This window comes from uncultured Kushneria sp. (assembly GCF_947497025.1).
GTDB lineage: Bacteria > Pseudomonadota > Gammaproteobacteria > Pseudomonadales > Halomonadaceae > Kushneria.
Genome location: NZ_CANMFC010000002.1, coordinates 51370 through 63536 on the forward strand (window position 1 = coordinate 51370; position 12167 = coordinate 63536).

A 12167-nucleotide genomic window follows, 5' to 3' on the forward strand; every position below is an offset into this window, starting at 1 on the left:
CACCAGCGCCGCGCTTATTCGGCGAAGCGGCGCTCGGTCTGCCACCCCTTGTTGGTCAGGATCATCATGGCGCGCTTGTGCTGAGTATCCTCAAGACCTTCGAGCCCGCCCTTGTAGGCCTTGCGCAGACTATCTTCCTCGGCCCAGCTCGGGATGTCATGAATCCTGTAGCTGTAGCGGACGTGCGACACGGTGTAGCCGCCGTCGATGGCCTGAGCCGGTGTGAAGTTATCGACGCCTTCAATACGCACCTCGCCAAAGCAGAAACCGCCCTGCTCGAGCCCCTGCTCACGAGCATAGATGTCGCGACCTTCATCGGTGAGCCTGTAACGCTGGCGCCCGTCGCTCAGGTCTTCACGCTCGAGCAGGCCGGCCTTGGCAAGCGCATTGGCGCGCTTTGCGCGGTCGGCCATCTCGGAGCTCTGACTGACGGCGCGCTGATCCATCACAAACGGCATGCGTGGTGCCGGCGCTTCCAGACAGACGGCCGGCCCCATGTTGCCGACATCATCCTGCAGCGCCGAGCGAAAGTTGCCCTCAGTGGCCTCTTTGGCATCCCCGCAGGCGCTGAGCAGGGCTGCCAGCGGTAAAAGGGCCAGCACGCGATATGACTTCATGACAATGACTCCTGATCAAACTTGAATTCGGTTTGCCTGCACGACAGCGTAGCCCCTTTATCACTGGCTTGCGGCCAGCGCGACAAGTGACCGGGCGAAAAAATGCCCGCCGGGACGGCGGGCATCATCATCACTCAGGCACTCGACAAATCAAAGCCCGGCGCGAAAGGCCGCAATCGCACGAATATCCTCGGGCGTGGTGCGACAGCAGCCGCCGATCAGACGCGCGCCGCGCGCGTACCACTGCGCGGCCTGCTCGCCAAAGCCCGCGCCGTGAAAGACACCACAGCCACCCTGCCAGGTCCTGCTGGTGGCGTCATAGGTCTCGCCCGAGTTGGGGTAGACGATCAGCGGCTTGTCGGTGGCGCCTGCCATCTGCTCGAGCAGCGAAGGAATATGCTCGAGCGCGGTGCAGTTCACCCCCAGCGCCGCCACCTGCGGTTGATCGTTGAGCCAGCGGGCGCACTCGGCGATGCGGGTGCCTTCGCTGATGTGTTCGCCATCCTGGGCGGTAAAGGTGATCCAGGCGCTCATGTCGGGGAATTCACGCAGCACCGTGACCAGCGCCTTCGCCTCGGTGAGAGACGGCAGGGTTTCACAGGCCAGCACATCGGCACCGGCAGCCGCCAGGGCCGCCATGCGGGCGCGGTGAAAATCCACCAGACCGGCCTCGTCGATATCGTAGTGGCCGCGATACTCCGAGCCGTCGGCGAGAAACGCGCCGTAGGGCCCGACCGAGGCCGCCACCAGCGGTTTTGGCCTGCCTTCGTGACTGGCTTCAAGCCAGAAGTCATCGCGCGCCCGGGCGGCCAGGGCCACCGAGCGCGTGATCAGCTCGAGTGCCTCGGTCTCGCTCATGCCACGCGCCATGTAGCCCTCGATGGTGGCCTGATAGCTTGAGGTGATGGCGATATCGGCGCCGGCCCTGAAATAATCCAGGTGCACCTGGCGAATCAGCTCGGGGCTTTCCGCCAGTACACGCGCCGACCAGAGGCTGTCGTTGAGATCACAGCCACGGGCTTCCAGCTCGGTGGCCAGCGCCCCGTCGACGATCAACAACGGATGCTCCAGAAGGGCGCGGGCAATGGGATCGACAGTCGTGGTCATGAGGTCTCCGTCACGGCAGAGGAATCGGCCCCGCCCTTGCGGCGCGGGTCGGTCAGATAAAAGGCCAGATAGCACACGGCGATAAAGGGAATGCCGCAGTAGAGTGCGATGCGCTGGGTCGGGTCAAAGGCGATCCCGACAAAGCAGAGCAGACAGGCCATAAAGGCCCCCAGCGGTACCCAGGGGTAGAACGGTGCCCGATAGCCCAGCGTGGCCGGATCACCGCCACCGCGCACGAACTGACGACGAAAGCACATCTGACTCACGGCAATGCTCATCCATACCGCCACCACGGCAAAGCCCGAGATCGAGACCAGCACCAGATAGAGCGTGTCCGGGGCGAACATGCTGGAGAGCAGCGCCAGAAGGCCACCCAGCATGCTGAACAGCAGCGCGTTGAGCGGAATGCCGCCGCGGGTCACGCGGGCAAACACGGACGGCAGGGTGCGCTGCTCGCCCAGTGACCACAGCATGCGCGAGGCGGCATACAGCCCCGAGTTGGCCGCCGACAGCAGCGCCGTGATGATCACGAAGTTCATGATGTCACCGGCGTGGGGAATGCCGGTCATGGCAAAAACCGTGACGAACGGGCTTTCGACCAGACCGGCCTGTTCACGCGGCAGCATGGCGGCAATGACCACGATGGTACCGACAAAAAAGACCACCAGCCGCCAGAGCGTGGCACGAATGGCCAGCGGCACGTTCTTTTCCGGGTTTTCGGTTTCACCGGCGGCAATGCCGATCAACTCGGTACCGGAGAAGGCGAAACTGACTGCCAGCATGGTGACCAGAATCGGCATCACCCCGGTGGGAAAGAACCCTTCCCGAGTCAGATTGTGAAACATGGGGGCCGGCTGCCCTTCCGGCCCGGCGAGACCAAAGATCGCCGCGGCGCCGACGATGATGAAGACCACCACGGTGGCGACCTTGATCAGCGAGAGCCAGAACTCGGTCTCGGCGAAGATCTTCGGCGTAAAGGCGTTGGTCAGAAAGACGATCAGCGCAAAGAGCGCACTCCAGATCCAGATCGGCACGTCAGGAAACCATTTCGCCATCAAAAGGCCCGAGGCGGTGAACTCCGAGCCCAGCGCCACCGTCCAGGTCAGCCAGTAGAGCCAGGCGACCGTATAGCCGGTGCCGGGACCGATATAGCGGGTGGCGTGGGCGCTGAAGGCGCCGGTCTCGGGCATGTGCACGGACAGCTCGCCCAGGCACATCATCACCAGATAGACGACCACGCCGCCGATCAGGTAGGCCAAAATTGCCCCCAGGGGGCCGGCCTGGTTGACGGTATAGCCCGAGCTCAGAAAAAGCCCGGTGCCGATCACGCCGCCCAGTGACAGCATCACCAGGTGGCGTGACTGCATGCTGCGCTTGAAATTGCGGGACGTGCCATGGGGCTCGGGAATCTCCGAGCCATCGGATGACGTGTTGCTCATGACGCTCTGCTACCGGTTGCCATAAAAAAACGCCTTTCAATAAATAAAAGGCATAAGAAGGCGCATTATACGGGCCATGGGCCGGACGTCATCCGTTGTGTTGCACTTCACTGCCGGTGATGTTTCACGTGAAACATTCCACGCTACAGAAACAGTGGCTACTGATATCAAGACCTTGAGATTCAGCGAGCATGGGCCAGGCTTTTTATCCGTTAAATGAAAGCCGTGCCGGACAGGAATATCCGCCATGAATTACTACTGTCACCCTAAGGGCCTTCAATGATGAATAGCCACGCCCATCCCGCTCGGGGTATCGAACATGTTGGCATGAGCGTCCCGGACCTTGCCGACGCCGAACGATTTTTCATCGACGCCTTTGACGCCAGCGTGCTGTATCGCCTGATCCCCCGGGATAACCCGAAAGCCCGACAGGACGGTGCCGACATGAGTGCCGTCAACGGTCTCGATCCCAAAGCCGATGTGGTCGGGCTTTCCATGATGCGCCTTGGGCAGGGGCCCAATATCGAGCTCTTTGAAATCGAGGGGATGCGCAGCAGGACGCCGGCAGAAGTGATGGACATGGGGCTGACCCATTTTTCACTGCTGGTCGAGGATATCAACGCTGTGGGACGGGCAATGGAAAAGGCCGGCGGAACCATGCTTGAAGGCCCCAGGGAATTTTTCGCGCAGGAAGCCGGCGAAGGCAACTGCATGTGGTTCGGCCGTACGCCCTGGGGCACCCTCATCGAGCTGGTGCAGCTTCCCGTGGCACCCGATTATGACGAGGTCGCGACCCAGCAGCGCTGGCTCCCCCAGTCACGCTGAATCGGACAGCGAACCGACCAATAAAAGGGCCGTCGATGACGGCCCTTTTGACGCTGAATGAATACCGAACGCGCGACCATCAGGCCTTTTTAACGAATTCCGATTTCAGCTTCATCGCGCCGATGCCGTCGATTTTGCAGTCAATGTCATGATCGCCATCGACCAGACGGATGTTTTTCACCCGCGTGCCGACCTTCACCACCAGCGATGAGCCCTTGACCTTCAAATCCTTGATCACCGTGATCGTGTCGCCATCGACCAGCACGTTGCCGTTGGCATCACGAATGCTTTTTTCCGCATCTATCGGCGCTTTTTCGCCGTCCCGGGCCCACTCATGGCCGCACATCGGACAGACGAACATGGCACCGTCCTCGTAGGTATAATCGGCCTCGCAGGCGGGGCAGCCGGGCATTGCAGCCATGGGTAAATCCTGTCCTTGAGAGAAAGAGCGTGACCCGATCAGCCGGGCCGTGAGCGCGCCATGTTACCCGTTTTCAAGCCTGTATGAGGGCGAAGTTATTGACCGCCGTGACGCAACAACAAACGAGGTAAATCAATTCCCTTTTTGGCAACAAGTGCACCCACGGTTTATAGATAATTGTTTTTATTGAATATTTTTTAAAGCTCCGGCACTATCCCGGCTCATTTTCGACCGCCCTGCCCGGTCGGGTCATTGCCCCATGACAAGCGGTTTTAACCGCTCTGGTTTTTCATGCGTCCTGCTGCCCTTGCCTTTCTCGCCCTTGCCATGTCCACCGATGCCTTTGCCGCCGCCCTTGGCAAGGGGGCCGGCGCCGCCCGCCCGAAACTATCAGACGCCCTTCGTACCGGCCTGCTGTTTGGCACCATCGAAGGCATTACCCCGATCATCGGCTGGGGACTTGGCCTGGCCGCCGCCCGGATAATTTCCCAGTGGGACCACTGGATCGCCTTCATACTGCTGGTGGGGCTCGGGGCGCGCATGATATACGCCGGCATGACCCAGCACGACGACCCGTCGCCGTCGACGCGCCAGCCGCTGGGCATGCTGATACTCACGGCGCTGGCCACCAGCATCGATGCTCTGGTGATCGGGATCAGTCTGGCCTTTGTCGACGTCAATATCGCCGTGGCGGCGCTGGCGATCGGCGTGACCACCACCATCATGGTGACCGCGGGCATGATGCTGGGTCGCGTGCTGGGCAGCGTGATCGGCCAGCGGGCCGAAATCGTCGGTGGCGTGCTGCTCATGGCGCTCGGGGGCGCCATTTTGTATGAGCATCTCTATGCACCGATGCCGCTTCAGGCCCTGCTGTAGCATCGCCTGAACGCCTGACCTGCGCTATAAGGTGACAGGGCGTTACGTTATATCCCGTCACAGTCCCGGCTGCAGGAGCGCTTTTTTTGTCATGATCCGTACTACGCCCCCACCCGAGCCCCATCCGCTGGTGCCGCTGGAAGACCTCGAAGTTCCTGCCTGGCCCGAACGTGCCGCGGTCAAAATGGCCGCGATGCGACTGCGCACGCTGCTGACGCGCAGTGACCAGCGTCCCTTCATTGCCGAAGACCGCCTTGACGACAGCGCCGACGTGTTCAGCGACATGGCCACGCCGCCGTTTTGTATCCCGCTGATGACAGAGCTGGATGACACGCTGATGGACTGGGCCGCTGACCCCGCCCCCGGGCAGTGGATCAAGCCGGTCGTGCTGCCACCGTGCGATGAGCAGGGCCTGCTGTCGCAGTGGGCGCGGCGACATCACCATGAAGTGCTGGCTCCGTCGGCACGCGACGCCCTGCTGATCGATACCCCCGAGCAGACACTGGATCTCTCCGGTGACGGCGTGCTGGTCATCCCGCGGCTGGAAGACTGGTTTTTGCGCCATCGCTGTGGGCTGGGTTTGATCCGGTCGCTGCTGGAATCGCTGGCCGGTCTTGAACGCCACTGCGTGATCGGTTGCAACAGCTGGGCCTGGGCGTTTTTGTGCAAGGCCGTCGATGCGCATCTGATCCTGCCCGAGCCGCTGACCTTCAAACCCTTTGACGAATCGCGCCTGCGCCGCTGGATTGCCGACATCGTCAGACAGCAGGCCGTTGAAGGCACCCGCTTTCGCCTGAACAGCAATGGCAAAAATATCTTTGCCCTCGACAGGAAGGACCGACCGCGCGAGGCGTATTTCGAAACGCTGGCCGCCCGCAGCCGCGGGATTGCCTGGGTGGCCTGGCACATCTGGCAGCGCAGTCTCAAAAAGGCCCGCGACACCGAAGACAACGACTACAGCGACGACGACCAGCAGACCCTCTGGGTGGTCGCCCTGGAGGAGTTCTCGCTGCCTGGCAGCGACGGCACCCAGGCCCTGCTGATCCTGCAGGCGCTTTTGATTCACAACAGCCTCAGCGGCCGCGAGCTTGAATGCGTGCTGCCCGACCCCGGCTTTCAGGGCATGCATCACGCGCTGCATCGCGCCGGTTTCATCACCGAACATCATGGGCGCTACTACTGCCGCCCGGCCGCCTACCCGGCCATTCGCAATGGACTGGCCACGGCCGGGTTTCCACTCGACGGCTATTAAGTCAGCCCCGTATCGCCCATGAGTCGGCCTTCGCCCGAGCCGGCGCCTCACATTTCAGGGAGTTTTCATGGCACAGCAGGAATCGGCAACCCCCGAAGCCGCCCGGATGATTCGCGACATCGGCGATATTCACTTTGGCACCATTGCCCTGATCATTCTGGGCACCTGGCTTGCCGTGGTGCTGGTCAAGCGCACCCTGCCCTGGATCGCCGAGCGCGGCCCCAATCGGCTGCGGCTCTGGCTGCTGGGCGCAGTGCCGATCTTTCGGCTGGTGGCCACGGCGCTTGCCGTGGCCTGGATCATTCCGCTGGTGTTCAAGGTCACCGTGGAGAACTTTCTGGTGATTGCCGGCGCGGTCGGCGTGGCCGTCGGTTTTGCCTTCAAGGACTACATCAGCAGCCTGATCGCCGGACTGGTGGCCCAGTTCGAGACGCCCTGGCGCGCCGGCGACTGGGTCAAGGTCGGCAGCGACTACGGTGAAGTCCGCTCGGTGGGCATGCGTGCCATCACGCTTCGCACCCTGCACGATGACATCATCACGGTGCCGAACCTCAAGCTCTGGGACAGCAACATTGCCAATGCCAACGACGGTGAGCGCACGCTGATGTGCGTGGTCGATTTCTACCTGGCGCCCCACTTCGATGCCCAGCGCATGCGCGCTGCCCTGCGCGATGTCGCCCTGACCAGCGCGTGGCTGTGCTACGACAAGCCGATCATTGTCTTTGTCGAGCAGACCGAGGTGGGCACGCATATCGAACTGCGCTGCTATCCGTTCGAAATGCGCGACCAGGGGCACTTCATCAGCGACCTGACCGTACGTGGCAAGGAAGCCATCCGGGCGCTGGGCGCCACGGAAGTGGCCGCCCCGGCCGCGGCGGGGTAACCGGAACCGGCGCCATGACGGGCAGGGCCCTGACAGGGATACCGTCCATGCCAGGCCATGAAAACCGGCTAAAAAAGGAGCCATCGTGTCGACACTGAGCTGGGATGAGTTTTCAAAAGTGGAACTGCGCGTGGGTCGCATCACGCACGCCGAAGTGTTCGAAAAGGCGCGTCGACCGGCCTATGTGCTGCAGGTGGATTTCGGCCCCGAGATCGGCGTGCGCAAGTCCAGCGCCCAGATCACCGAGCTGTATAATTCCGACACGCTCGTGGGGCGGCTGGTGGTGGCGGTGACCAACTTCCCGCCCAAACAGATCGGCCCGATCATGTCGGAGTGTCTGGTGACCGGTTTTCACAACGAGGACGGTGCCGTGGCGCTATGCGTGCCGGACCAGGACGTGCCGCTGGGCACCCGGTTGATGTAGAAATGCCCGCCATGTCTTCACTTTTCCCGGATCATCAACCGCTCGCCGATGCCCTGCTGACCCGGTTGCCTGACGCTTTTGATGGCGCCCACGATCTGGCGCATCTGGTACGCGTGTGGCGCAACGTGCAGACCATCGTCGCCGTGGAAGGCGGTGACCGCGAGCTGCTGCTGGCCGCGACCCTTTTGCATGATGGCGTACACGTGCCCAAAAACGATCCGCGCCGGGCCCGCGCCTCAAGGCTGGCCGCCGAGCAGGCCCGGGAGATTCTTGCCGCGCTTGAATGGGAGAGTGCTCGCATCGAGGCAGTGGCCCATGCCATCGAGGCGCATAGCTTCTCGGCAGGCATCGCAGCGCGCACGCTGGAAGCCAGGGTGCTACAGGACGCCGACCGACTCGACGCGCTGGGAGCGCTGGGCATCGCGCGCTGTTTCCATACGGCCGGTCAGATGGGCAGTGTGCTGTATGATCCGTTCGACCCGCAGGCCGATGATCGGGCGCTGGACGATCAGCGCTTCGCGCTGGATCACTTCGCCACCAAACTGCTGACGCTTTCAGGGAGATTCCAGACCGCCACCGGCCAGCAGATGGCCGCACGGCGCCACGCACGGCTGGTCGCCTTCCGGGAGGCGCTGCTGGAGGAGATCGGTGACGCTTAAAGCTCGATGCCGGGGTCAAAGAGCTCGGCCAGCTCAGGCGTAAAGTGCGCCACGTTGATGCGAAGGGCATCCTCGCGGCGGTTACCCACGGTGAAGACCGAACCCGGCAGCAGCAGCACATTGTGGGCCGCCAGCCGGTGGATAAAGGCGTCCATGTCGCGTATGCCAGGGTGGCGGGCCCAGAGGAACATGCCGCCCTCGGGGAGGATGTCAAATGTCCAGCCCCGGGCGCGCAGCAGCTGCTGAGTCAGCGCCTGCTGTGCCATCAGGTCGCGCTGCACCTTGCGCATGTGACGCAGATACGAGCCATCGGAGAGGATCGTATTGACAAAGCGCTCGCAAAAACCCGGCACCGACACCGAGGTCAGAAGCTTCAACTGCAGCAGCGGCTCGATCATCTCGGCGCAGCAGGCGATATAGCCGATGCGCAGCGATGAGGAGAGCGATTTCGAAAAGCTGCCGATGTAGATGACGTGATCGAGATCATCCAGATCGGCAAAGCTCTGGTGATTGCCGCTGGAGAAATCGCCGTAGACATCATCCTCGATGATCAGGAAATCATGGGCGATCGCCAGGCGCAGGATGTCAAAGGCATTGCGTGCCGACAGACTGCCGCCGGTCGGGTTATGAAAGGTGCTGTTACAGAAAAACGCGCGCACCCGGCGCCGGCTCAACAGCTCGGTGATAAAGGCCGTGTCCGGCCCGGCCGAGGTGCGCGGCACGCCGATCACTTCCCCGCCACCCAGCGCAATCAGCTTGTTGAGGTTGCCGTTGCCGGGCTCATCGACCAGTACCACATCGCCCGGTCGAATCAACAGACGAATGACAAGATCCAGCGCCTGGGTGGCGCCAAGCGTGGTGATCAACTGGGTCGGCGAGACGCTGGCGCGGGTCTTGCTCTGCAGATGGCGGGCCAGTTGCTGACGCAGCGGGCGATAGCCCTGGATATCGCCATACTCCACCAGCGCACGCTGCTCAAGGCGGGCGGTGCGACGAATGGCGCGGGCCAGCATCTCGGTATTGCGCCACTCGGTCGGCAGCCAGCCGCCGCTGAGCTTGATCGACTCGGGCCCGCTTTGCAGCAGCGCAAACAGCGAGTCCGACGGGTGCATCGGCATGACCGTATCATGGGTCTCCCGGGCCGCCAGATCGGCCAGCGTATCGGCCCGGCGCCCGGCGCTGCGCGCGGTATCCGATGAGGCCGTCACGAAGTAGCCGCGGCCCTGCTGCGCCTCGATTAGCCCTTCGGCGGCCAGGCGGTCATAGGCGCTGACGATGGCGTGATGGCTGGCGCCGCTGTCAGCGATCTGATGGCGAATGGAGGGCAGCCGCTGGCCGGCGGCCCACTCACCCGCCAGCAGCCGGGCGCGCATGTGGTGATAAAACGTGTCGCTGTTCATGTGGCCGCCTCCCTCACGCCTTTTCTGTCCTGCCCTTTCCTTCCTGATATATGCCCTGCCTGCAGAACGCTACCAGATAACGGTGTTACACCGCTTTTACCGGTTTTTCAGCACTTTATCACTGTTTGTTAAAACGAGCGCACAGTTAGCCGGAAATCTTTTTGACTGTTGGCTCACGTCTTCTCAAAACGTGTGAGCATCAGGGATCACGATCCGACCACCGGCCTTGTTCATGTCCCTGTATCAGGCGTTTATCGACAGGAAGAGAAGTCAGATGCGTACCACCGACAAGCTTTATTACCTTGATCAATATCTGTATCAGACCGAGGCGCGCATCGCGACGCTGCATGCCGAGGCCATCGAACTCGACCGGACCGTGGCCTTTCCCGAAGGCGGCGGTCAGGAAGCCGATATCGGCACCATCGACACGCCGGTGGGCACCTTTCGCTTCATATGGACCAAAAGGCTTTATGGCACGCCGCTGAGCATCGAGGGATTTACCGGGGCCAAGGTCGGCGGCGTGATCCTGCACCTGGTGCATCCCGACGATATCGACCGCCTGGGGGCGCTGGAGGTCGACATGCCGGTCACCGTCACCATCGAGGTCGAGCGCCGTGCCCGGCTCACTCTTTCCCACACGGCCAGCCATTTTCTTTATGCCGCGGCGCTGGCGCACCAATCCGAGCTCAAGCGCCTGACCATCGGCTGTCATATCAAGGAAGATGCCGCGCGCTTTGATTTCCTCGTGGAGACGCCCTTCAACGCCGAGGATGTCAGCGCCATCCAGGCCGAGGCCAATCGTCTGATGGCCGACAATCTGCCGATCATTACCGACCATCTACCAGAGCACATTGACGCGCGCTTCTGGCAGTACGGCGATCTTTACATTCCCTGCGGCGGCACCCATCTGGAAACGCCCGATGCCGTGGGCCCGCTACAGGTGCGGCGCAAGAACATCGGCAAGAGCAAGGAACGCCTGCTCTGCAGTTTTGATCAGGCTCATATCGACACGAGCGCCTATCGCGTCGACACCGAACGCCATGTCGAGACCGCCTCATGAAGACGCCTCTGCCCTTTCGCACCTGGCTTTACTTCGGCGCGCAGTCGATCAACCTGACCACCGCGGTCATGTCGGTGGCCATGGCGGCCATTGTGGGCGCCGAAATTGCCGGCAACGACACCCTGGCCACCCTGCCCTACGGCGTTCAGTTTCTGACGCTGATGCTGGCGACCTACCCGGCCTCAAGGCTGATGAGTCGCCTGGGCCGGCGCTGCGGCTTCATGATCGGCAACGCCTTTCTCGCCGCGGCCGGCGCGCTGGGCTATCTGGCGGTACAGGGCGAAAGCTTTGTGCTGCTGGCCATCGCCCATGGCGCGCTGGGCATCTACATTGCCTTCGCCAACTTCAACCGCTTTGCCGCCACCGATGGGCTGCGCAAAGGACTCAAGTCACGGGCCATGTCGCTGGTGGTGGCCGGCGGCGTGCTGGCCGCCATCATCGGGCCGCTGGCCTCGTCGGTGCTGTGGAACATTCCGGGCTATGGTCACTTTGCCCTGAGCTACAGCCTGTTCATTCCGCTGGCGATACTGGCCACCTGCATTGCCATGGCGCTGCCCAAAAGCGCTTCACAACCGCCGCGTGAGTCCGCCGACAACGATATCGCCACGCCTCATCGGCTGTTGAAACAGCGCCGGGTGCTTTTGGCCATTGCCGTCTCGGCGCTGGGCTATGGCGTGATGAATCTTCTGATGATTCAGGCCTCGCTGCACATGCACGCCCTGGACACGCCCTTTCACAGCGTCAACACCGCCATTCAGTGGCACGTGCTGGCCATGTTCCTCCCGTCCTTTTTCACCGGGCGACTGATCAACCGTTTCGGTCATCAGTTCATCGTCACCCTGGGGCTGGGCCTTCTGGTCACCACGGCGCTGCTCAACGTGGCCACCGAAGGCTGGCTGAGCATGGCACTGACCCTGATCGTGCTGGGCCTTGGCTGGAACTTCACCTACATCGGCGGCGGGGCGCTGCTGGCCCACACCATCGGAGACAGCTCCCGCGCCGTGCGACTGCAGGGCATCAACGACATGGCCATTGCGGTCATGGCGACTCTTGGGGCCTTTTTGCCGGCCGTGCTGCAGGCCACCATTGGCTGGCAGACCACCAACCTGATCACGGCGGCCCTGTGCGCCATGATGCTGCTGTGGGTCATGCTGGTGCTCTCCAGGCGTCGCCATGGCGCCCTTGTTTCGGGAGCAGCGTAAGC

13 protein-coding genes are annotated in these 12167 nt (G+C 62.4%); 8 read left to right on the top strand and 5 right to left on the bottom strand.

Annotation, left to right across the window (positions count from 1 at the left end; translation table 11 throughout):
- Nucleotides 1–14: 14 nt before the first annotated feature.
- The 3 genes from Q0931_RS03535 to Q0931_RS03545 form a co-directional block, all read right to left on the bottom strand.
- The gene (locus Q0931_RS03535) at nucleotides 15–617 is read right to left on the bottom strand and encodes a hypothetical protein (protein ID WP_299257358.1); all 603 of its coding nucleotides are present in this window, start codon (nucleotides 615–617) and stop codon (nucleotides 15–17) included.
- 150 nt (nucleotides 618–767) lie between these two features.
- Nucleotides 768–1724, bottom strand: coding sequence for a homocysteine S-methyltransferase (gene mmuM, locus Q0931_RS03540; RefSeq protein ID WP_299257360.1), 957 nt, complete (start codon nucleotides 1722–1724; stop codon nucleotides 768–770).
- The gene (locus Q0931_RS03545; protein ID WP_366941578.1) at nucleotides 1721–3091 is read right to left on the bottom strand and encodes an amino acid permease; all 1371 of its coding nucleotides are present in this window, start codon (nucleotides 3089–3091) and stop codon (nucleotides 1721–1723) included. The genes mmuM and Q0931_RS03545 overlap by 4 nt, the downstream gene beginning before the upstream one ends.
- Nucleotides 3092–3442: 351 nt before the next feature.
- Between Q0931_RS03545 and Q0931_RS03550 the strand changes: the two genes are divergently transcribed.
- Entirely contained in the window at nucleotides 3443–3988 is a 546-nt protein-coding gene (locus Q0931_RS03550) for a VOC family protein (protein WP_299257363.1), read from the top strand.
- Between the two features lie 79 nt (nucleotides 3989–4067).
- Here the strand turns inward: Q0931_RS03550 and Q0931_RS03555 are convergent, their stop codons facing one another.
- Nucleotides 4068–4409 carry a zinc ribbon domain-containing protein YjdM gene (locus Q0931_RS03555; RefSeq protein ID WP_299257365.1) on the bottom strand — a complete coding sequence of 114 codons (342 nt, stop codon included), beginning with the start codon at nucleotides 4407–4409 and terminating at the stop codon, nucleotides 4068–4070.
- 291 nt (nucleotides 4410–4700) lie between these two features.
- On the opposite strand from Q0931_RS03555, the gene Q0931_RS03560 reads away from it, so the two are divergent.
- The 5 genes from Q0931_RS03560 to Q0931_RS03580 all read left to right on the top strand — a co-directional run bounded on the left by Q0931_RS03560 (nucleotide 4701) and on the right by Q0931_RS03580 (nucleotide 8503).
- On the top strand, nucleotides 4701–5285 hold the full coding sequence (locus Q0931_RS03560; RefSeq protein ID WP_299257368.1) for a manganese efflux pump MntP family protein: 585 nt from the start codon (nucleotides 4701–4703) through the stop codon (nucleotides 5283–5285).
- 91 nt (nucleotides 5286–5376) lie between these two features.
- The gene (locus tag Q0931_RS03565) at nucleotides 5377–6537 is read left to right on the top strand and encodes a hypothetical protein (protein WP_299257370.1); all 1161 of its coding nucleotides are present in this window, start codon (nucleotides 5377–5379) and stop codon (nucleotides 6535–6537) included.
- 67 nt (nucleotides 6538–6604) lie between these two features.
- On the top strand, nucleotides 6605–7420 hold the full coding sequence (locus tag Q0931_RS03570) for a mechanosensitive ion channel domain-containing protein (protein WP_299257372.1): 816 nt from the start codon (nucleotides 6605–6607) through the stop codon (nucleotides 7418–7420).
- An 85-nt stretch (nucleotides 7421–7505) separates the two neighbouring features.
- Nucleotides 7506–7844, top strand: coding sequence for a tRNA-binding protein (locus Q0931_RS03575; RefSeq protein WP_299257374.1), 339 nt, complete (start codon nucleotides 7506–7508; stop codon nucleotides 7842–7844).
- Between the two features lie 11 nt (nucleotides 7845–7855).
- Entirely contained in the window at nucleotides 7856–8503 is a 648-nt protein-coding gene (locus Q0931_RS03580; RefSeq protein ID WP_299257376.1) for an HD domain-containing protein, read from the top strand.
- Here Q0931_RS03580 and Q0931_RS03585 read toward each other — a convergent pair.
- Nucleotides 8500–9903: a PLP-dependent aminotransferase family protein gene (locus tag Q0931_RS03585; RefSeq protein ID WP_299257378.1), complete on the bottom strand. Its 1404-nt coding sequence runs from the start codon at nucleotides 9901–9903 to the stop codon at nucleotides 8500–8502. The two genes, Q0931_RS03580 and Q0931_RS03585, sit on opposite strands and share 4 nt — an antisense overlap.
- Before the next feature lie 274 nt (nucleotides 9904–10177).
- On the opposite strand from Q0931_RS03585, the gene Q0931_RS03590 reads away from it, so the two are divergent.
- Together Q0931_RS03590 and Q0931_RS03595 are read left to right on the top strand one after the other, a co-directional pair.
- Nucleotides 10178–10963, top strand: a complete 786-nt coding sequence (locus Q0931_RS03590; RefSeq protein ID WP_299257380.1) for an alanyl-tRNA editing protein — start codon at nucleotides 10178–10180, stop codon at nucleotides 10961–10963.
- Nucleotides 10960–12165 (top strand): MFS transporter, encoded by a 1206-nt coding sequence (locus Q0931_RS03595; RefSeq protein WP_299257382.1) that lies wholly within the window; start codon nucleotides 10960–10962, stop codon nucleotides 12163–12165. The genes Q0931_RS03590 and Q0931_RS03595 overlap by 4 nt, the downstream gene beginning before the upstream one ends.
- Nucleotides 12166–12167: the final 2 nt, after the last annotated feature.